We start from the raw sequence: 20,036 nt of genomic DNA on the forward strand, positions 1-20,036 counted from the left end.
TTTACCGAAGACAGGAGTCGAACCTGCACCTGATGAAAGACTACGACCTGAACGTAGCGCGTCTACCAATTTCGCCACTTCGGCTAAATACTTTTAAAAATATTCTGCTATTGAACTTACTTTCTTTTTGAAAAAGTAATTACCTATAACTATCAAAAAAACACCCATCGTTAGTAGCAGTACCAACTTATCAATACCAACAACCGAGGACGATAAACTTTGATTCATAACTATCAACGATCTGCCAAACTCGATCGGCCAACCTATGGGGTTATTTATAACCAAAGCATAAAATATGTTATTACTGTTTACAACAAACGCATAAGTAAACAGTACTGGAGTCAACCAATAATACATAGCAAAAAATAATTCCATCACATGCTGAAGATCTCGGATTCTCACAATGATTATGCTAAGAAAAAAAGAAATCCCTAAAATGATCAAGTATAAAGCAAAGAGAAACGAAAGAAAAAGAATCATCCCAATTAAATAATTTCCTGGATTGGTCACACCTAAGAAATGCTCTGACTTGGCTGTATTTGAAATTGCAAATATAAATGCAAACAAAACTAAATTTATTGTCAAATTTATTACTGACATCAAACTTGACGATATGACAGCAATTTGCCTATTAAAGTTAACTTTAAGAATAATTGACGCTTTGTCAAGCAATCCATTCATTCCAAATATTACACCTTCATTGAAGAATGTCCAAATCACAATGCCAAGCATTAATTTAGGTGCAAAGTATGATTCCTTGTTCCCGAAAAGGTTTGTCCATACAAAGTATAGGATCAGAAACATCAAAAACGGTTTCAAAATCACCCAAATCAGACCCAAAACAGAATTGTTGTATCTAAGTTTAAAGCTTGTTTTGACGAGTTGTTTAAGCAAATCTTTAGTGTTTGACATCGTCGTATTTTAGCATATCTAGCAAATTTATATGTAACAAGATCCATTCTGGGAAATATCAGTATATTTATAAACAAACCTAATTAAGATTGTCAATATAAATCAACTTAAAAAGATATTTTTATCCAAGCATTATTTTCATAATTCTTAGAATATTTTTTACATTTATAAACACTGCATTGAAATTTAAATTTGACAATGTTTGCATAATCCACAGTCATAATGACTAAAAGTTTGCATTTTTATTTTGTAAAACAAAATAAAAAATTTTCTCATTTTTTACTTGCAATCATTTCAAAAATTTTGTAAAAATGTATTGGGATCTTTTAAGTATAACTTAGTTACTAAATCTAGAAATTACTCAAGGCAATTTATTGCCACACAAGACTTGAAGGATTCAAGTTGCTTGTGTAATTTAAAAGAAAGATCAAAATTATTTTTGATAACTTTTATAGAATAATTATTTGGATTTTGTATAGACTAGTCGATAATGAAATGCGCAATCATTATTTATCGTAACTAATGTGGTTTTAACTTAGGGATCCCACACTGCCCAACTGTTACACGCCCCACCGAGACTGCCAGACTGCCTTTACTGCCAAACTGCCCAATTTTGTGGATAACTTTTTGGAAAAATGCTATTCTACATCATTCGTTTATGACAATAGTTAGTTCTATAACATACAGATATTTACTTACCTAAAACTTGGACTTATCGACAATTTGGAAAAAAACACAAACTCAGCTTGAAATCAGACTTGAACCTAGTACATATAATAGATTTTTCAAGTACACTGAATTGAAAAAAATTGATGAAGGTACTGCGATAATTGGTACCCATTCGACTTTTAGTTCAAACATTTTACAGACAAAACATAAAAAAACTATCAGCGATTTGCTTTCAATAAATTACGGAAAATTGCTCAAAGTTAAGTTTGAAGTTGATCCTGACATGGTAGACTTAGCAACTAAAGATAGATCTACTCTTTTAGTTGATGAGCTTCCTATTTTCCAAACGAATGCAAACCCAGACCTAACTGCGAAACTTGGCTACTGCAACCTGAATTCAAAGTTCACTTTTGACAATTTCATTGTAGGTGATTCCAATAGACTTGCTCATGCAGCTGCAACTTCGATTTTGAACAAAAAAAACAGGTTTAATCCCTTTTTTATATATGGAAAAACCGGACTTGGAAAAACTCATCTAGTTCAAGCAATTGGAATATCTTTTCTTGAAAAAGATTTGTCTAAGAAAGTTCTATATGTTCCTTCAGAAACTTTTTTAAATGATTTAGTTCGATCTATTCGAACACAAACTACTCTTGATTTTCGAAAAAAATACAGAGAACTTGATTTGTTGATAATTGACGATATTCAATTGATTTCAAAATGGGTAGAAACACAAAATGAATTTTTCAATACTTTCAATGTGTTGAATTTGTCAGACAAACAAGTTATCTTGATTTCAGACAGACCACCAGAAGAGATCCAGAATTTAGAAGATAGGCTTAAGTCTAGATTCCAAGGAGGACTGTCTGTTAGTATTAGCGAACCAGAGCTTGAAACGAGATACGCTATTTTGTTGCAAAAACAAAAAGATCTTGAAACCAACTTAAGAAATGAGATCTTAAGAGATATAGCACGGATAGTTACTACAAATATCCGAGAACTTGAAGGTGCTTTGACTAAAGTCAATCTTATGCAATCACTCAAAGACTCAGATTTGACAAGTGAGGAAGTTGCATCGATTTTGGGAAAAGAACATTCAGAGCGTAAAATCGCCAACCCGAATGATGTCTTGAGAATAATTGGAGCAGAGTATGGCGTAAGTTTACAGGAATTGAAGTCTGAGAGACGCACTGCCAATATCGCATTTGCTCGCCAGATCGCTATGTATATATTTGCAATAGAATTAGGTTTCAAACTAGAGAAAATTGCAGAAATTTTGAAAAGGAAGGATCATACTACAGTTTTGCACGGTCGAAATAAAATAGAAACTCAAATGAAAATGGATGCTGGACTTCGAAGTAGAATTGAAAAAATTACCAATCAAGTCTTTTATAATTAATGACACTACCACAGTACTTAAAAAGCAAACGAGAAGAAATTGGGGAAACTGTTGAAGATATCTCCACTAGGTCTAAAGTTAGTAAAGAATATATTTATGCGATTGAATCTGGTGATTACTCAATTTTCGAGGCAGAGGTTTTCAGAAAAGGTTGGATCAAAATTTACGCGAGATTATTAAACTTAGATGAAGAGTATGTACTTGCACTTGATAGAAGAGAAAATCCTAATATCCAATCAAAACCAATTATCCAAAAAGGCAGTAATAAATACAAAGTCTCATTAACTGACCAAAAAGTCAGTCAAAATTCCTCAACAAATTCAAATAAAAAGCTTACTAGTATCGAGAGATTTCAAAAACCAAAGTTTTTCTTCACAAAATCAAAAGTTTCATTTATAGTTGGGGTAATTTTGGCTATTGGTTTTGTTTTTTTTGGATTACGACAATTTCGTTTGGTAAATGAATCTCCTGAATTGAACTTAAATTCTCCGATTACACTTTCAATGAAAGATATGAACGAGGACTCCGTCACACAAACCCTAACTACAAACAAAAGTCAAATTACTATCTCAGGTAATATTGATCCAAACGATCAGCTATATATACAAGGAGCTTTGTCTAGATGGAATTCGACAGGACAATTTAGGTTTGAAAACTACATGCTCAATAAAGGCGAGAATGTACTAAAAATCGAAGCAAAAAACAAGTTGGGTAAAAGTAGCGTAATTGAACTTAAGATCATCTATGATGAAACGGAGCCTACTTTTACAACAAGCTCTAGTACTAGCATTAGTCTTTAGTCTTTGATTTTGATCTTTTTTTGTGATTCAATACTAACTATAATGAATTATACAAGAAGGAATATAACTGCATCGAAACCTGGGACTAAGAAAGTTTTGGTAGCCAAAAAAATTGTTTTGGCTATTCTCTTTTTCTTGATTTCTGCATTTCTCTACAGTCTCTATGCTCTAAAAATCCGCATCATTGATCTTGAAGGAAACGATGATAACTTGAAATCTCAAATCTATAGCGTTGTAGAGAAATATGAAAATACAAGATTTTTGTTTATATCTCCATCCAAACTACAATCTGAGTTAGATGAACAATTTGGAAGTGTCAGTATTATACAAGTTGACAAACTTTATCCAAATAAATTAATCATTAAGTACGAAAAGGCTAAGCCTATCGCAAGAATCTTTTGCGAAGAAGACTCAGCAATATTGAGTAGCAATTTTTTGTTAATGAACATTGTAGAGCAGCCTAATTATAGGTTAGAGCCAAAATTACGGGCATTGCTGAAAGATGAAGTTACTGTAAATAATAACTCTATGTCGCAAAGCTCTACTAGCACAGAGAGTACTTTGGCATCATCAGCTATCGCTAACATTAGTTCCATTGCTTCATCATTAGAATCAAATAGTTTAAATATTACTCTAAACTCCGAAGAACTTTTGGCATCTAGAAGAACCATGTATTCTGATGCATTCAAATTTATAAATGATCTTAGAAAATCTGATTCTGTTACATCAGAAACTAGCTTGCTTGAGGTAGAAAATTTACCATCTATCTTTTGCCTTGATTCCTCTGCAACAATAAATTTGGAAATGATAAAAAAGTTCAAAGAACTTCTAGAGAATGTTCCTTCAAAGGAAAACAATGTCTTCATCATTGATAACAGATTTATCTATGACAATCAAGGTGTGATTGAAATATACTCCATACTTGAGTCTTATGAAGTTCAAAATTTTCGATTATCAAAAGTCATGGAGCATCTAGAGATCGATGGACAAGGATATAGACAGATTGATATAAGAAGGGATAAGGTTGTCGTTTATTGAAAAAGGAGGCATGTATATTAGCCTCCTTATCTCTTGCTATCGCACCTATATATTTTCATTTAGAATGGAAGATCGTCTACATTCACATCGTTCGTTGAATCATTGTTATTTTCCAAGGCGACATCAGAATCACCTAGCAAAAGGACTTCCTGTGCTGAAACTTCTGTCTTATATTGCTTTTGACCTGTAGACTGATCTACCCATGATCGTGAAGTTAGCTCACCTTTGACTTTGACTCTAGTTCCCATTTTCAATTTTCCATTCATAGCAGAAGCTATATCTCTCCAGGCTACAACATTATGATAAGCTGAAGCTGTTTTTGGCTCTTGTGTGGTTGGGTCAACCCATTTTCTTGTTGTCATAACTGTAAAGTTGACAAGTGGAGTCGCATTTGCACCTACATTTTTGAAAATTGGATCTCTTGGTAGAGTACCAACTAACATTACGTAGTTCACATCTTTGTTGGGATCGAATTGTGTGTCCATAATTTTTTTTTGAAATATCTTGAAAAAATTAGTAATGGATTTGATATTTCTTGCTAAATTTTATAATAGCGAAGTTGAAGTTGCAATGAAAATTTTTGAAATTTCGTCCCCAGCGTGATTTGAACACACAACCCTCACTTCCGCAAAGTGATGCTCTATCCAATTGAGCTATGGGGACAATAATACCGAATTATATCATGAGAAATTATCACTCCTGCTGCAATCTATAACTCAGTGCTTCAGCTACATGACTTGAACTTATACTGTCAACAAGTTCCAAGTCTGCAATCGTTCTTGCAACTTTAAGTAATCTAAAATATGATCTTGCTGATAAGTTTAACTTTTCAACTGCATTTTTAAGTAAAGCTTTTGAAGTTTCATCAATTTTTATAAATTTCTCTAAGTCTTTTTGCGGAAGTTCTGAATTTTGGACTATTTTTAAATTATTATTTTTATATCTTTCAAGTTGAACTTCGCGAGCTTTTTGAACACGCTCTTTTATATCTTTTGAACTTTCTTCTGGCTCAACTTGGGTAAGTTTATCAAAATTTACTCTAGGAACCCAAACTTGAAGATCAATTCTATCCAAAATAGGTCCGGAAACTTTCTTTTGATAACGAGAAACATCAACAGAGGTACAAACACAAGGTTTTTCTGGATCTCCATGCCAACCACATTTGCAAGGATTCATAGCAGCAATAAGCATAAAGTTTGCTGGAAATGTAATTGAACCAGTTGCTCGAGAGATTGTAACAATCCTGTCTTCCAGTGGTTGCCTTAGACTTTCGAGTGCAGTTTGACTAAACTCGGGAAACTCATCCAAAAACAAGAGTCCTCTATGAGCTAGAGAAATTTCTCCAGGTTTTGGATATGCTCCACCTCCGACTAAACTAACATCAGACGCTGTATGGTGTGGATGACGAAATTGGCGAATTGAGATAATTGGTTTGTCTTTGGGAAGTAATCCAGCAACAGAGTAAATTCTAGTAACTTCCAAAGCTTCTGGAAAAGTTAGTTTTGGCAGAATTGAGGGTAGAGATTTTGCAAGTAAGCTTTTTCCAGATCCTGGAGTTCCAGAAAGTAAAATGTTGTGTCCACCAGCTGCTGCAACTTCAAGCGCTCTTTTTGCATTCTTTTGACCTTTCACTGCAGAAAAGTCGTACTCAAAAACTTCGTCTTGATCAAGTTCTGCATTAAATTCAATTTTAGGAATATCTTGAAGTTCATTTAAATAATCAGCAAATTCTTTGAGTGAATTTATACCATAAGAATTTATTTCTTTTACAAGTCCTGCTTCAGTTGAGTCAACTTCTGGAACAAAAAGTTCTGCATTTGAATAGTTTATCTTTAGGCTTTGATTTAGGTGAATTATTTCAGTAGCAATTTCTTTCACTAATTCATTACTTTTTTCATCAGGTTCTTCAATGTTACTTTCTGAAATTAAGTATTCATTATTCAAATTATTTTTCAAATTTAACTTTTTCGAATAAAGAAAATCTGCAACAGGTAAAATTCCATTCACATGCCGAACTGCGCCATTTAACGATAACTCTCCTAAAATAATTTTTGTACTTGATTCAAATTTTGCGCTTTTTACTTGGCCAGATGCCAAAAGTATTCCAATTGCAATAGGTAGATCATATCCAGTTCCTGACTTTGGAAGATCAGCTGGAGCAAGATTGACTATGATATTTTTACTTGGAAATTCAAAACCAGAGTTACGAATTGCTGAAATTACACGCTCTTTACTTTCTTGGACTGCTTTTCCCGCAAGTCCAGCAATTTCAAATTTTGGCATAGCGCCTCTGATATCTACCTCAACTTCTACTATTTGAACATTTAAGCCAATAACGGCTGTTGTGAAGATTCGGATCATGGCAGTTAGTAAGTTTTTGTTAAAAGTATATCGTTTTGTTAGGATTCAATTTTTCAACTAAAGATTCGTAATGCGTAATCCACAAAATACTAGATTTATGTTTGACATTCATGTCTTTAATCACTTTTATTGCCATGTCTACGCCTGCTTTATCAAGTCCAGAATCAACTTCATCTAGCATAATAAGACTCGGTTTGATAAGCAAAAGCTGAAGAAGTTCAAACTTCTTTCTTTCTCCACCAGAAAACCCTTCGTTTAAGTTTCTATTTAGAAAATTTTCCTCTAATTCCACTATCTCGAGATACTCGCGTACTACTTGTCGAATCTTGTAGACTGATATTTTTTCCTTATGATGAATCTCAAATATTACTTTCAAAAAACTTACTATATCTACACCCGGAATATCAATTGGAGACTGGAAAGCAAGAAATATACCAAGCTTCGACCTAGCATCAGGAGTCAAATCATTTAGTTCAAGACCATTAAAAGTGATTTCCCCAGACACAATTTCAAAATTAGGATTACCCATTATACTTTGAACTAGCGTAGATTTCCCAGAACCGTTTTTCCCAGACACAGACATAATTTCACCTCCGTGTAGTTCAAATGAAACATCATCTAGTATAATTTTATCTGCACTGTTCAGTTTTACTTTTAAATTCTTAACTACTAACATTTCAAGGAAATAATTCAAATTTATATATTATCTCATAGACAATTCAAAAATCCTTGAATTATCGTGATTTACAATTATTTGCAATTTTGCCAAATTAGGCAATTTGATTAAACTATTTGAAATCAAGCTTTCTATTCTTTCTGGCCATTCTACAAGCACAAAATTATTCCCAATATTATCAAGAAAAGAAATTTGATTCAAAATCTGTAGCTTTTCATCATCTTCGGTTGATTCATTTATTCTATACAAATCATAATGAGAAATGTTCACTTTTTCATCCAAGTAATTACCTAAATATTCTTTAAGATAAACAAAAGTTGGGCTAGTAACTTCGTCAGTAATATCTAGCAACTTCAAAAAACTCTTGGCGAAAGTTGTTTTACCAGCTCCAAGTTCGCCTGACAAAAACAATAATCTAAAATCACTTTCACTTAATATTTCTTTAACTTTTTGAGCGATTTGAGAAATATCTTCAATTGTTGAAATTGTTCCAAGTAACATAAGGAAATTATAGCATTTGAGGTGTTATAATAAATTAGATTAGTGTAAATAATGTCTCAAATAAAACTTATAAAACTACTTTCACTTTGTACAAACTTACTTTTTTGGAATAGTATTTGGCTTTTGTATTATCTTAAGTTTGTAAATAATCAGCAAATTGGAACTATAGAACTAATAGTGTTTTTCACAGCTCAAATATTCGAAATTCCAACAGGGTTTATTGGTGATAAAGTAGGTTGGAAAAAATCAGTACTTTTCGGGCTTCCATTTTTAGCAATTGGAAATATAGTTATGGGAGCAATTCCATCATTCAATGCATTTCTAGTCTCAGGTTTAATTATGGGAATTGGAGATGCTTTTTTATCAGGAAGCGTTCAGTCATTGCAATATCACACAGCAAAATCAGAAAGTTATGACTTTAGTAAACTTCAAAAGGAGATAAATAAATACAAAGCAATCGGAACTGTGATCGCAACTTTAGTTGGTGGATTGATTTTTATGGTTGATATTCATGTCCCATATTATCTTCGAGCGATTGGATTTTTGGCAGCTTTTGTGGTTACTTTGTTTATAAAAGATATCGAAATAGTTAATAAGGTTGATATTAAATCAGAAAAGAAAAAGCTGAAAGAAAATATAAAAAATTATTTAACAATTTTCAAAAAGTTGATTTCAATTCGAGAAATACTTGGAATTTCAATTGTCATGATTGTTTGTCAATTTGTATATCAATACTTATATGACTTTTCACTTATCAGAATTGGACTTGATTCTGCCGCATTAACTATTCTGATGGTTTCAGCTTACATAATAAGTGCAATTTATTTCCATTTTCATGATAAAGTAGAATTTCTTTCTAGATATAAATATATTATATATTTATCAACTCTGGTTCTAGTTTTAATAAATATCCGATTCATTTTAATAATAATTTCAATAATTAGACCAACTTTTTATCAACAAATAGAAAATGAAAGCGAAAAGATAATTTTGGATAATTCAAAAGCTGAGAATAGTGCTTCGAATCTCTCGGTAATTAATTTCTTACGAGGTTTAATTTATCCAATTGGGATCTTTGTAGTTGGAGGATTACTTGACAAAGGATTTTTCATGCAGATTATGTTAGTATTAATCTTGATATTTATCGTTGGTTTATTTATCAAAAATTTTAAACTTAAAAACTATGAAAAATAAATATATAATACTCTCAACTTCAATAATTACAATTCTTCTAAATATTCTGGCAAATGCACTCCCACTTGCAGGAAATTCAACTAAGTTCGTTTCAGATAAGTTCTTCACACTTATAACCCCAGCTCCTTTTACTTTCATCATTTGGGGAGTCATTTATCTAACATGGCTTTATTTAACTTTTCTTACCGTGAAAGAAAAGGTTGTAATTTCATCAAAGTTTACCAAACTATTTATGATATCTGGATTGCTCAACTGTTTTTGGCTTGTTATGTGGCACACTTTGAATATTAATTTTTCAGTTCCAGTTATAATTTTACTTTTAGCTTCAGTCACTTTAGCATATTTAGAACTAAAGAAACTTGGTAATTCAAAATTAAACTTAAATATTTTTGCAATTTACTTAGGTTGGCTAATAGTTGCAAGTGTTGCTAATGTTTCAAGTATGCTTGTTGCAAATGGGTTTGGAGGTGATAAATTATTACTTAGTATTTCTCCGTATATTTGGAGAATGGCAATTTTAGCTGTTGCGTTTCTTGTTAACTTGGCATTTCTAATTCGAGAGAAAGTTTATACGCCAATGATAGTTTTGCTTTGGGCATATTTGGGTATATTTGTACAACAAAACTAAAGTGGTAATTATTGTCAAATCGTAACTTTTTGTAAAATAAAATCACTATGTCATCAGAATCTAATACACAAAAAAAGTCTATACCAACTTGGAGGAAAAGACTAATTCCACAATCTCACCTTATGGACCTGGGTGAGAAACTTCGAGAAAAGGACAAGAAAGTAGTTTATACGGCTGGAGCGTGGGATATGATACATGTAGGACAAGCAAGATACTTAGAGGAAGCAAAAAATAGAGGTGATATATTGGTAGTAGGAATCGTAAGCGACTCAGTGATCAAACGACTGAAAGGGCCAAATCGTCCTATATTGGGAGAGCAACTTAGAGCTGAAATGGTAGCTTCTTTGAGATGTGTAGACTTCGTAACTATAGTCAACGAACCTTCAAGTCAACCAGTTTTAGGGTTACTTAAACCTGATGTGTACCAAACTGTTCAAGAAGATTGGAACAAAGATTACAAAGAATCGATTGAGTACAAAACTGTCATAAAGTATGGTGGGGAAGTAGTTTTGATTGACAGGCAATCACCAGCCATTTCAACTACAAAGATATTGGAAAGAACTGTCGCTGCTCAATTATCTGATATATTTAAAGAATATATGAAATTGGTTGAAAAACCTTTGAAAGAGCGCTAAACAAGCTTTATGAGTACCAACCTAAAAAAAATTACAAGTGCCCGAGCTTCTGACTGGTATGGGAATATCTGGAAGACTGTTGGTAAATGTGTTTTTTGTGATTTGAATGAAAAGTACATTTTAGCAGAAGAAGAGGAAATGGCGCTAGTAATGAACAAATATCCTTATACTGACGGACATTTACTAGTAGTTCCAAGAGTTCACATAGCATCTTGCAAAGAATTAACAGAATCTCAGTGGCAAATAATTCGTAAGTTTCAATATATTGCAAGAAAACTTTTCAAGAAGTATTTAGACTCAAAAAGTTCTTCCATTTGGACTTTGATCAGAGAGGGTGGAGTCGAAGCTCAAGTTACTGTTTCAGATCACTTGCATATTCACCTAATCCCGTTTTCCAATCCTGAACTTTGCAAGTGGAATTTTCAAGAGGAAATTTACGAGGTTGAAGATATGAAAAATCTACTTATCTCAGAATGTGAAATCGAAAAATATGCAAAAAAGTGGGAAAAGAAGTACAAAACTACACTGTAAGCAAATGCAGATAATCCCACAAAAGTAAAAAGGTACAAGTTGATTCAACCTTCAGGCTTTTTTGAGAAATTTTCCAGCTACGCCAACCATTATGAAGACCAAAGGTGTAAGCCATCTTACAATCTCTGGTACATTGTCAAATCTTCTTGGCACTAGTTTTAAAAAGTACATCAACAAGAATATGGCACCTAGTGTTAGAAAATAGTTTGAGTATTTGATTAAGTAATTTTTCATTTGTTATAATAAAGCAAACAGATTTGTTTGAAGTAATTGTACATTAGATTACTGATAATTTGCAAGACCTATCCGTACAAATAATTTCATAATATTCAAAACTTGTATAATTACTTTAGTTATTGAAAAATGATCGTTTTGTAATTCTAAAAGCCTAGAGTATTATCTAAATAAATTTACAAGTTATATTCTAGCTTTCAAAGTTTGAAGGTAATTTCATTGATGCAAATTCTCAACTATTCACCACAAAACCCAGACTTAACTTCAAAAAAGTTTGTATTCATCATAGGATCTCGCAAAATTACACAGAAAAGAATTATTGAACTGTTTATGAAATACGATACTTCTGTGTCTTCAACACATCTCCCTTCTGAAGGGAGACAAAATACGCAGATTTTATGGGGAATTCTGAATGAAAAGTATATCAAAGGACTTGAAAATTCACCTCAATTCGAAAGTATGCAACTTGCATATTTAACTACTACTTTTGAAAAGTTTGCAAAGAAGTATCCTAAGTACAATTTAGACAATTTAACTATTCTCAAATATAATTTTGATAATTGGAAAGATATTTTGCAAGAACTTGATTTTGAAAAAGTTATTTTGATAAATGCTTCATGGCACAGATCATTTCATAGAAGAGCTGAATATGAAATTTTGAAATCTCGCAACATTCCCTATCAATTTTCTAGTTCTTATTTTTCAGATGAAGAAGCAAAGTTAGATTCAAATGTTGATTATTCAAAGTTAGATAAACTTATTGGAACTGAACTTCTTGAAACAGATACAGAATCTATTTGGAATATATTAAATGAGATCAAAGTTTATTCTTATGATCATCTTTTTCAAACGAGTTGCTTGATTTTGAATGATAATCAAATTCTTTCTTGGGGAGTAAACAAGATAATGCCTTATGAAACTTATGATTTTCATCATGTAAGTTCAAATGAAAAAATGCTAACTCCGATGAATAGTAGTGATGCACAAGATACAATTCATGCTGAGATGAATGCAATTTTGAAAGTTGGAAACAAAGATGACCTGAAAGGTGCAAAATTATTTATAGAACTTATGCCATGTCCGTGGTGCGCTAAAGTGATAGCTGAAAGTGGAATCGGTGAAGTTAGTTGCAAACTAGTGCATAATGGAGGACATGCAGCAGAGCTATTTAAGGAAATGGGGGTGAGGATGAAGGTAATTAGAGAAATGTGATTTCTGGTATAAATTATGTCTTATCCAATCTTTTATAAAGAACAACTCACAATTGGAAACCTGAATTCCAATGTCGGAATTGTTACCCTTTGGACTCCGAGGCAAACTTTTACTTCTAGACTTGATCCAAGTTCTTTTGCAATTTGTGGGCAACTTTATTCAAAACGAGGAATCAACTATATCATCCGAAACATTTTGGCAAATCCCATTATAGATACTTTGATAATTTGTGGAGCAAATAGATCAGAAAGTGCAGAAAGTTTGAAAAACTTTATAGATCTAGGAATTGATGAAAATCATAATGTCAAATCTTGCGAAAAATCTCCGGTTGACAAAGAAATTACAAAAGAATATTTAGAACTATTTAGAAAGAATATAAAGTATATTGATTTAACTGGCGAACTTAAGGCGAGTGAAATCCAAAAGAAATTAGATGAAATAAATAAAAATAATAATAACACTGAAATTAAACATTGGGCAGAACCGAAAGAATTTCCTATAGCTGAAGCTGAAACTGCAAGTGAATTTCCCAGTGAACAAAATGTTTTTAGTATTCGATCCGAATATGTAGATGAAGCTTGGATTCAGATTTTGAGACACATCATGAAGTTTGGAGAAGATAGTTATATGCTTTCAGGTGCTAAAGTGAAAGTTTTGAGTAATTTGATAGTTACAATTTCAAAAGAAGATCCAGATAAACCAGAACTTCCTGATTTTATGACTTTCAATCAAGGTGACCTCAAACTTTATTACAAAGGTTTTTTTGAAAAAACTAAACAAAGTGAAGATTATGGGTATGGTGAGAGAATGTTCAATTATCCAAACCCACTGCAAGCCCCCATTGAAAAGGGGGAAAGTCACGAAGTGAGTGGGGGTTTACTTCTCAATCAAGTTGAAATAATTTACAAAAAACTCAAAGCTAGAAAATATGATGCGGGAGCAATTATATCTATTTGGAATCCTTGGATTGACAATGGATCGTTTTTGAAATATTCAAATAATAGTGATAATGGAGTTCAACAAGTGAAACCCCTACAAACTCAGAATGTTCCTTGTATGACACAACTTCAATTTTCTTATGTCAATCACAAGTTAAACCTAACTGCATACTTTAGATCAAATGATATGTTTGACGCATGGCCTAGAAATACTTTCGCACTTAGAAAACTTCAAATGATGCTTGCAACAAAACTTGGGATGAAAGTTGGTGAACTTACAACAATTTCAAATCTGGCTCAAATATATGAACTGAATTATCAAAATGCAGAAGAAGTTATCAAGAAATTTGAAAACAAGATGTTTTGTATGCAAGATAAAAGAGGAAATTTGATAATGGAAATCGAAGAAAGAAATGGAGAACTTTTTATAATTGCAAAGCATATGAGCCGTGACGGAAACGAAGTTTTGCAAGCTTACTCAATTAATGGTAATGATACAAACTCAGCTCAAAAACTAGGTGATATCTTACTTTCAAATTTAGTTATCTCAGATCTTTCGCACAGCATGGATATTGGACGTGAACTTATGAAAGCAGAAATTGCAATTAAGTCAGGCAGGGCAAAAAATTATCAGCAGGATAAAGGCTTGGATCTTTAAATGATTTGTAGATATGTGTATAATATTTCTTATAGATTTATCAGTATTTTGACAAATTTGATTAATTATTTGCATTACCAGTGATGAATACTTTTAACTCAATTAATGTCACCAATTTCGATTTGGATAAAACGCTTACAAGTGGACAGTTTTTTGTTTGGGAAAAATCTAATGAATACTGGGTCGGTGCTACAATAGATGGTTTAATAGTGTTATTGCAACCAAATGAACACACTATCTTGTGGCAAACATACCCCGAAAACAATAATCTTTCGCTTGTTACTAGATATCTTCGATTAGATTTTGACATAGATCCATTAGCAATTGCATTATCTAAGGATGCCTATACGAAAAAAGCATATGATAAATATCGAGGACTACGCTTACTGAGGCAAAATGTTCACGAAGCTACAATCTCTTTCATTGTATCGGCCAACAACAATATTCCTGCAATTCGGAAGTCGATTAAGAAACTATCTACTATGTGTAATAGATCTGTATTATTTCAGAATAAAGAATACTATTTATTTCCTAAAATAAGTGCAATTGCTGAACTATCTATAGAGGAATTGAAGACTTGTTCATTTGGATATCGTGCAAAATATATAAAAGAAAGCGCTGCCAGGCTTATTACTTGGAATCTGGAAAACTTCACACGTGAGAATGAAGCCACAATCCGAAATGATTTACTCACATTACCGGGAGTAGGCAATAAGGTAGCCGATTGCGTTCTATGCTACGCATTGGGGTTTGATAATGTAACGCCACTAGATGTGTGGGGACAAAGGATCCTGACGCAGTATTATGACATTGATCCAAAACTCTCGTATGAGAAAATGCGTAATTGGACGCAAGAAAAGTTTTTTGGCTATGCAGCTTGGGCAGGGCAATATTTATTTGAATATATCCGTAATTCTTCCAAATAAATAACACATAAAAAACTTCATAACAAAAAATATTAAACTTATCTTGCTCTTGCTTGTAATTCTGATTTGTTCAATTACTGCTATCTTATTTCTAAGTAATGGTGGTATCAGCAATGGTGTGAACACTAGGAGTCGAAATATAGTAACCTTTTCCGAAACCTCTGGAGATTCTGCTCAAATCTCTCAAGCATACACAAGTGTTGTACTTTTCGTATATGATATTATATTTTGGCAATTTACAAATTACTAATTTTGCAAATTAGAAACAATATTTTATGATTATAAATTTTCATCCTAAAGAAATAGAAAGTAAACTTGGAGTTCAAGTTATTTCAGAATTAAATAAAGATAATAAACATCAAGTTTTTCATTCAACTGATAAATCAAAACAAGAATGGCAAGATATTATTAGATCAGAAGAAGAACTTCATTTGGTTGCTCCAGTTTATTGGTGGGGTTTTAGTTATAATTTTGATAAATGGGTTCAAGACGTGATTGCTTATGGTTTTGCATTTTTATTTGATGAAACTGGAAAAAAAGGTTTGATGAATGGTAGAAAGTTTAATGTGCATTTAACTCATGGACATACACCAGATGGAGATCCTACAATGAAAGAAAATTTAGAGGAAAGACTTCGAACTGGAATATTTAACTATGTTGGAGCTGAAGTTGAGATAATTTGGTACATGGTACAAAGATAAAGTTATTCAATAAAATTGAATTCAAAATATTATGCAAATACAAGATTATTTTCATGAAGCTTTTCAAGTTTCAGGATACAACTTTACAATTCAAAAATCTGAAATGACTTCTCAAATTCAAGAAATTTGGGCTAAGTTTAGGACTTCAGACTTACTTTCAAAAATAGAGAATGTCGAAAATGGTTCTCTACATGCTGTTTATCATAATTATAATTCAGAAAGTTTTGATATGCTGATTGGACTTTTGACTAAGAAAGATTCAATACAGTCAAGCTCAGAAATTACAACTTTGCAAATTCCAGATCAAAAGTATAAATTTGTTGAGCTAGATTTTATTGGTCCAGATTCTGTTGCTGAAGCTTGGAACGAGATAAATTCTAAATCTCAAGAAGAAATTGATAGAAATTATAAATATGATCTTGAGATGTATTCCCTAGATATGAAAAAGTGTTGGATTGCAGTTTCAGTTAAATGACAACTATTCAAAACAAGATCTTAAAACTCAAAGAAATTTGGGATTTGAACTTGATTCCTCAAGAACACAAGCATGAGGTTCATCCAAACTTAGATATTTCTGATCGGTTGAATTATACTTACTTCACTTTTCCAGTTGCACTGAATTTTCAAAGAAATTCGCCAGCTTTGTGGAAAGCTGCACTTGACACTTTTGAAGACACTGCTACAAACTATTTGTTTTATCCTGAAAAAGTTGTAGAGACTGATATAGAGAAAGTTAGAATTGATCTAAGAAAACATAAACTATCATTGCAACCAAATAAACACACCGATATTTGGATAAAGTTAGCAAAAACTTTTCGTGATAAATTTGAAGATGATCCTAGAATATTTTTTAAGAAATATGATTTTGATGTTGTAAAAATCAAACAAGCACTTGAAAAAGATTTGAAATCAAGCTTTCCATATTTATCTGGCGCTAAGATGGCAAATTATTGGTTATATATTTTGTATAATTATTCTGATGCTAAGTTTGCAAATTTAGATAAAATTAGTATAATTCCAGATACTCATGTGATGCAATGTTCGATTCAACTTGGAATCGCAACTGAAAGTGATAGTAGGGAAGTAGTTGCTGAGAAATGGTTTGAGGTACTGAAAGGAACTAACTTGATTCCAATTGATATGCATCCAATTCTTTGGAATTGGAGTAGAAATAATTTCAAGCCGGAAATAAATTAAAAATTTTTATATAAATTAAAATTATGAACTCAACAAATCCAAATTCAACAACTCAAAACCTAGAAGATTCTGAGATGAATCAAGCACAAGCACTTTCTCAAACTGAAGAAACTAAACCTCAAGAATCAAAACCGGATGGTTACTATGGAGATTATGCTGACTTATCTGATGCTGAATTAGATTTAAGTTTTCTTGATGATGAAAAACCTGCAGATGCAGAATAAATTAAGAATTGCATTAGTTGTTCCGCATATTTTCATGCAAAATGGATTTGAGGAAACTCTAATTTTTGCTCCCGGAAAACTTGCAATTGATTTAGCTAGAAACTTATCAAAACTTGGAGTTGAGGTGCATTTTTTTACTCCAGACCTGCAAATTCCTGAGGTTGAAAATTATAATGTTGATCTGAACAAGTTTTACGAGATTGCAAGTGAGAAAACAAATAACCACTTCAATCCTTCGGACAGCTTCCCAAAGGGAGCAATAAATCAGAATGATATTTTAGATTATTCTCAAAAACAAAAGTTAGAATTACTTCAAGAATTTTTGAAAAAACATCCATTAACTTGTATAACTTTATCTCGGCAAGTATTAACCGAACTTATTTCAAAAGCATATGAACTTGGCAATTTTGGTGAGTTTGATTTGATTCACTTTTTTACAGCAGAAGAAGAAATTGCTCCAGCATTTGCAAAGTTATCCAAAGTTCCTGTTTGTTTTACGCATCACGAACCGTTTGATTTTCTTGCTAAATACAAGTCCCAATTTGAAAAATATAAAGACCTAAATTGGATCTCAATTTCTAACTCTCAACAAAAATCATTACCTCAAGGAAACTTTATTGCAAATGTTTATAATGGTTTTGATAATGAATTTGATTTTGAGAACCAGAGGCAAAACCTTCCGTCTTCTCACCTTGTTCAAAGCCACCTTCCTATAGGGAAGGACAATAAAGATATTGACTTACTTTATATCGGAAGAATCATCAAACCCAAAGGCGTTTCTTTAGCTGTAAAATTGGCTGAAAAGTACAATCTAAAGCTGAAAATAGTTGGTAAATATTATTCTGGGTTTGGCAATGACAACTATTTTGAAGAAGAAATAAAGCCTTTTTTATCTCAAGATATTGAGTATTTAGGCTATATTTCAGGTTTGAAAACAAAGTCAGAACTTATGGCAAGGTCAAAATGTTTGATAATGCCATCAATTTGGGAAGAACCATTTGGGATGGTAATGATTGAAGCAATGTCAGTTGGAACGCCGGTTTTAGGTTTAGATTCTGGATCAATTCCGGAAGTTATCAAAAATGATGTTTCTGGGATTGTAGTTGAAAAGAAGATGTCTGATCCTTTTCATATGGATGAGATTGGAATTGTGGATTGGTTGTACGATGGGTTTCAAAAAGTTGTGAAGTTAGATAGTGAGAAAGTTTACGAACATTACAAACAAAACTTTACGGTTGAAAAAATGGCAAAAGGATATTTGGAAGTGTATGAAAGGCTTTTAGATTAAACTCAACCTTTGATAATTCTTTATATCTTCAACGATTTTATTTGCAATTTGTGTGAGGCGGTCAATAACAAACCTGTCTCCAAACCTATAATTCCTACTCTAAATTCAGGTAATTCCATATTATCAATTTTAACAAATAGTATTGGATATTTATAAGCATCATCTGGTGGCATTGAAATGCAAGTATCTTCTTTATTCAGCAAAATGCTTGAAGTTAATTGAGATGCTGCTGATTTACTAACTTCAGTAAGTAATTTACTTAGAATTTGTGTCGTAATACCTGCAAGTTTATGATTCTGATTATTTTGATCTTCAATAACAGATAATTTTATTTCATATGAAATTATGTCATGATACCTATACTTGTCAATATAACCTTAGAATTTAACAAATAATCTCTCGTCCTCACAAAATGTTCATTTTCACCCAAAAATTCATATGGATTATGCTTTAAGAATTTATAAAAATCATAAATCAAATAAAAGATCAGCAACTTTTCAACTAAATTTATATCAAAACTATTTCCATAACTTGCCAAAAACTTCTCTCTAACTTCATGCTCAAGTTTGTATTTTGAATCAATTATCAAAAAAACCAAAGTCCTTGCTATGTCAAATTCAACTTTTCCTAAACTCATCTTCTCAAAATCTATAATACCAACTATTCTGTTTTGATCTTCATCCCAAATGATGTTTCCTCTTACAAAATCCATATGCAAAACTTTATTTTCACTTTCAATTTGCGAAACCAGACTTTCTAATTTTTCAAAATTTACATTCAAAATTATTCCTAACTTTTTGTACATAGCAAGTTTCACTTCAAGCCTCGCAAAATAACTCTTCATTTCTCTTGTTTGATCTAAGCAAATTTGTTTTTGTGGATATAACTTTGAAAGTAACCTTCGATCAAAGTTTAGTGCTTCAAAACCTAAATGTAACTCAGCAAGACACTTCCCAATCTGTTTAAGCCGACTGCTTGTATAATTTTCCCAAGAAATAGTTTGACCTTCAATATAGTTATACAAACAAGCCAAAGTTTCAAAGTTATTCTTTTTATTTATAATCTGAATAATCCTAGATTTTGGATAGCGAATTTGAAAACTTAAATTTAACTTTGCAAGTTCTGAGCAGGCTTTATTTTGAATTTGGATTGTTTCGATTGAACCAATTTCATTATTAAAAATAACTAGGTTAAGTATTTCATTTTGGGTAACCAATTTATAATTAGAATTTCGATAACCACGATAGGGACCCGAGATAGTATTAACTTTGAGATTGAGTTTTTTGATAATTTTCAAAACTAGTTCCATAAATT

The 20,036-nt window shown here is 32.0% G+C and carries 23 protein-coding genes and 2 tRNA genes; 15 read left to right on the forward strand and 10 right to left on the reverse strand.

The window, feature by feature from the left end:
- Positions 1-2 precede the first annotated feature (2 nt).
- Both IPJ91_03285 and IPJ91_03290 read right to left on the reverse strand, forming a co-directional pair.
- Positions 3-84, reverse strand: a tRNA-Leu gene (locus IPJ91_03285).
- A 9-nt stretch (positions 85-93) separates the two neighbouring features.
- On the reverse strand, positions 94-912 hold the full coding sequence (locus IPJ91_03290; protein ID QQR93447.1) for an ABC transporter permease: 819 nt from the start codon (positions 910-912) through the stop codon (positions 94-96).
- Between the two features lie 706 nt (positions 913-1,618).
- Here IPJ91_03290 and dnaA point away from each other — a divergent pair.
- The 3 genes from dnaA to IPJ91_03305 are packed head-to-tail and all read left to right on the forward strand — an operon-like array spanning position 1,619 to position 4,818.
- Positions 1,619-2,980, forward strand: coding sequence for a chromosomal replication initiator protein DnaA (dnaA, locus tag IPJ91_03295; protein QQR93448.1), 1,362 nt, complete (start codon positions 1,619-1,621; stop codon positions 2,978-2,980).
- Positions 2,980-3,780: a helix-turn-helix domain-containing protein gene (locus IPJ91_03300; protein ID QQR93449.1), complete on the forward strand. Its 801-nt coding sequence runs from the start codon at positions 2,980-2,982 to the stop codon at positions 3,778-3,780. Before dnaA ends, IPJ91_03300 begins: the two co-directional genes overlap by 1 nt.
- A gap of 42 nt (positions 3,781-3,822) precedes the next feature.
- A complete protein-coding gene (locus IPJ91_03305; protein QQR93450.1) occupies positions 3,823-4,818 on the forward strand; it encodes a hypothetical protein in 996 nt (331 codons plus the stop codon).
- A gap of 59 nt (positions 4,819-4,877) precedes the next feature.
- Here the strand turns inward: IPJ91_03305 and IPJ91_03310 are convergent, their stop codons facing one another.
- The 5 genes from IPJ91_03310 to tsaE form a co-directional block, all read right to left on the reverse strand.
- Positions 4,878-5,303: a single-stranded DNA-binding protein gene (locus IPJ91_03310; protein QQR93451.1), complete on the reverse strand. Its 426-nt coding sequence runs from the start codon at positions 5,301-5,303 to the stop codon at positions 4,878-4,880.
- Positions 5,304-5,407: 104 nt separating this feature from the next.
- Positions 5,408-5,481 (reverse strand) — tRNA-Arg (locus IPJ91_03315).
- A gap of 30 nt (positions 5,482-5,511) precedes the next feature.
- A complete protein-coding gene (locus IPJ91_03320; protein QQR93452.1) occupies positions 5,512-7,179 on the reverse strand; it encodes a YifB family Mg chelatase-like AAA ATPase in 1,668 nt (555 codons plus the stop codon).
- Positions 7,180-7,198: 19 nt separating this feature from the next.
- Positions 7,199-7,873, reverse strand: coding sequence for a Fe-S cluster assembly ATPase SufC (gene sufC, locus IPJ91_03325; GenBank protein QQR93453.1), 675 nt, complete (start codon positions 7,871-7,873; stop codon positions 7,199-7,201).
- Between the two features lie 9 nt (positions 7,874-7,882).
- Positions 7,883-8,356 carry a tRNA (adenosine(37)-N6)-threonylcarbamoyltransferase complex ATPase subunit type 1 TsaE gene (tsaE, locus tag IPJ91_03330; protein ID QQR93454.1) on the reverse strand — a complete coding sequence of 158 codons (474 nt, stop codon included), beginning with the start codon at positions 8,354-8,356 and terminating at the stop codon, positions 7,883-7,885.
- Between the two features lie 51 nt (positions 8,357-8,407).
- On the opposite strand from tsaE, the gene IPJ91_03335 reads away from it, so the two are divergent.
- The 4 genes from IPJ91_03335 to IPJ91_03350 are packed head-to-tail and all read left to right on the forward strand — an operon-like array spanning position 8,408 to position 11,344.
- Positions 8,408-9,550 carry an MFS transporter gene (locus IPJ91_03335; protein ID QQR93455.1) on the forward strand — a complete coding sequence of 381 codons (1,143 nt, stop codon included), beginning with the start codon at positions 8,408-8,410 and terminating at the stop codon, positions 9,548-9,550.
- Positions 9,540-10,178, forward strand: coding sequence for a hypothetical protein (locus IPJ91_03340; GenBank protein ID QQR93456.1), 639 nt, complete (start codon positions 9,540-9,542; stop codon positions 10,176-10,178). The genes IPJ91_03335 and IPJ91_03340 overlap by 11 nt, the downstream gene beginning before the upstream one ends.
- A gap of 47 nt (positions 10,179-10,225) precedes the next feature.
- Positions 10,226-10,813 carry an adenylyltransferase/cytidyltransferase family protein gene (locus tag IPJ91_03345; protein QQR93457.1) on the forward strand — a complete coding sequence of 196 codons (588 nt, stop codon included), beginning with the start codon at positions 10,226-10,228 and terminating at the stop codon, positions 10,811-10,813.
- Positions 10,814-10,822: 9 nt separating this feature from the next.
- Positions 10,823-11,344 (forward strand): HIT domain-containing protein, encoded by a 522-nt coding sequence (locus IPJ91_03350; protein ID QQR93458.1) that lies wholly within the window; start codon positions 10,823-10,825, stop codon positions 11,342-11,344.
- Between the two features lie 51 nt (positions 11,345-11,395).
- On the opposite strand, the gene IPJ91_03355 is transcribed toward IPJ91_03350, so the two are convergent.
- Positions 11,396-11,578 (reverse strand): hypothetical protein, encoded by a 183-nt coding sequence (locus tag IPJ91_03355; protein ID QQR93459.1) that lies wholly within the window; start codon positions 11,576-11,578, stop codon positions 11,396-11,398.
- 222 nt (positions 11,579-11,800) lie between these two features.
- Here IPJ91_03355 and IPJ91_03360 point away from each other — a divergent pair, with 222 nt between their 5' ends.
- The 8 genes from IPJ91_03360 to IPJ91_03395 all read left to right on the forward strand — a co-directional run bounded on the left by IPJ91_03360 (position 11,801) and on the right by IPJ91_03395 (position 18,722).
- Entirely contained in the window at positions 11,801-12,790 is a 990-nt protein-coding gene (locus tag IPJ91_03360) for a hypothetical protein (protein ID QQR93460.1), read from the forward strand.
- Between the two features lie 15 nt (positions 12,791-12,805).
- Complete coding sequence (locus tag IPJ91_03365) at positions 12,806-14,386, forward strand: hypothetical protein (protein QQR93461.1); 1,581 nt, start codon at positions 12,806-12,808, stop codon at positions 14,384-14,386.
- A 122-nt stretch (positions 14,387-14,508) separates the two neighbouring features.
- Entirely contained in the window at positions 14,509-15,312 is an 804-nt protein-coding gene (locus IPJ91_03370) for a hypothetical protein (protein ID QQR93462.1), read from the forward strand.
- A 275-nt stretch (positions 15,313-15,587) separates the two neighbouring features.
- Positions 15,588-16,013, forward strand: a complete 426-nt coding sequence (locus IPJ91_03375) for an NAD(P)H-dependent oxidoreductase (protein ID QQR93463.1) — start codon at positions 15,588-15,590, stop codon at positions 16,011-16,013.
- Positions 16,014-16,044: 31 nt separating this feature from the next.
- Positions 16,045-16,488, forward strand: a complete 444-nt coding sequence (locus IPJ91_03380) for an effector binding domain-containing protein (GenBank protein QQR93464.1) — start codon at positions 16,045-16,047, stop codon at positions 16,486-16,488.
- Positions 16,485-17,210 (forward strand): hypothetical protein, encoded by a 726-nt coding sequence (locus IPJ91_03385; protein QQR93465.1) that lies wholly within the window; start codon positions 16,485-16,487, stop codon positions 17,208-17,210. The genes IPJ91_03380 and IPJ91_03385 overlap by 4 nt, the downstream gene beginning before the upstream one ends.
- Before the next feature lie 23 nt (positions 17,211-17,233).
- A complete protein-coding gene (locus IPJ91_03390; protein QQR93466.1) occupies positions 17,234-17,434 on the forward strand; it encodes a hypothetical protein in 201 nt (66 codons plus the stop codon).
- A complete protein-coding gene (locus IPJ91_03395) occupies positions 17,424-18,722 on the forward strand; it encodes a glycosyltransferase (protein QQR93467.1) in 1,299 nt (432 codons plus the stop codon). The genes IPJ91_03390 and IPJ91_03395 overlap by 11 nt, the downstream gene beginning before the upstream one ends.
- 20 nt (positions 18,723-18,742) lie before the next feature.
- Here the strand turns inward: IPJ91_03395 and IPJ91_03400 are convergent, their stop codons facing one another.
- Together IPJ91_03400 and IPJ91_03405 are read right to left on the reverse strand one after the other, a co-directional pair.
- Positions 18,743-18,925 (reverse strand): hypothetical protein, encoded by a 183-nt coding sequence (locus IPJ91_03400; GenBank protein ID QQR93468.1) that lies wholly within the window; start codon positions 18,923-18,925, stop codon positions 18,743-18,745.
- Positions 18,926-19,065: 140 nt separating this feature from the next.
- Positions 19,066-20,031, reverse strand: coding sequence for a phosphotransferase (locus IPJ91_03405; GenBank protein QQR93469.1), 966 nt, complete (start codon positions 20,029-20,031; stop codon positions 19,066-19,068).
- Positions 20,032-20,036: the final 5 nt, after the last annotated feature.

This window comes from bacterium, assembly GCA_016699595.1.
GTDB lineage: Bacteria > Patescibacteriota > Dojkabacteria.

Bases quoted from the DNA above. Each gene is read 5' to 3' on its own strand.
- IPJ91_03290 (QQR93447.1), bottom strand. From the start codon at position 912: ATGTCAAACACTAAAGATTTGCTTAAACAACTCGTCAAAACAAGCTTT.
- IPJ91_03300 (QQR93449.1), top strand. From the start codon at position 2,980: ATGACACTACCACAGTACTTAAAAAGCAAACGAGAAGAAATTGGGGAA.
- IPJ91_03305 (QQR93450.1), top strand. From the start codon at position 3,823: ATGAATTATACAAGAAGGAATATAACTGCATCGAAACCTGGGACTAAG.
- IPJ91_03310 (QQR93451.1), bottom strand. From the start codon at position 5,303: ATGGACACACAATTCGATCCCAACAAAGATGTGAACTACGTAATGTTA.
- IPJ91_03320 (QQR93452.1), bottom strand. From the start codon at position 7,179: ATGATCCGAATCTTCACAACAGCCGTTATTGGCTTAAATGTTCAAATA.
- tsaE (QQR93454.1), bottom strand. From the start codon at position 8,356: ATGTTACTTGGAACAATTTCAACAATTGAAGATATTTCTCAAATCGCT.
- IPJ91_03335 (QQR93455.1), top strand. From the start codon at position 8,408: ATGTCTCAAATAAAACTTATAAAACTACTTTCACTTTGTACAAACTTA.
- IPJ91_03340 (QQR93456.1), top strand. From the start codon at position 9,540: ATGAAAAATAAATATATAATACTCTCAACTTCAATAATTACAATTCTT.
- IPJ91_03345 (QQR93457.1), top strand. From the start codon at position 10,226: ATGTCATCAGAATCTAATACACAAAAAAAGTCTATACCAACTTGGAGG.
- IPJ91_03350 (QQR93458.1), top strand. From the start codon at position 10,823: ATGAGTACCAACCTAAAAAAAATTACAAGTGCCCGAGCTTCTGACTGG.
- IPJ91_03355 (QQR93459.1), bottom strand. From the start codon at position 11,578: ATGAAAAATTACTTAATCAAATACTCAAACTATTTTCTAACACTAGGT.
- IPJ91_03360 (QQR93460.1), top strand. From the start codon at position 11,801: ATGCAAATTCTCAACTATTCACCACAAAACCCAGACTTAACTTCAAAA.
- IPJ91_03365 (QQR93461.1), top strand. From the start codon at position 12,806: ATGTCTTATCCAATCTTTTATAAAGAACAACTCACAATTGGAAACCTG.
- IPJ91_03375 (QQR93463.1), top strand. From the start codon at position 15,588: ATGATTATAAATTTTCATCCTAAAGAAATAGAAAGTAAACTTGGAGTT.
- IPJ91_03380 (QQR93464.1), top strand. From the start codon at position 16,045: ATGCAAATACAAGATTATTTTCATGAAGCTTTTCAAGTTTCAGGATAC.
- IPJ91_03385 (QQR93465.1), top strand. From the start codon at position 16,485: ATGACAACTATTCAAAACAAGATCTTAAAACTCAAAGAAATTTGGGAT.
- IPJ91_03390 (QQR93466.1), top strand. From the start codon at position 17,234: ATGAACTCAACAAATCCAAATTCAACAACTCAAAACCTAGAAGATTCT.
- IPJ91_03395 (QQR93467.1), top strand. From the start codon at position 17,424: ATGCAGAATAAATTAAGAATTGCATTAGTTGTTCCGCATATTTTCATG.
- IPJ91_03405 (QQR93469.1), bottom strand. From the start codon at position 20,031: ATGGAACTAGTTTTGAAAATTATCAAAAAACTCAATCTCAAAGTTAAT.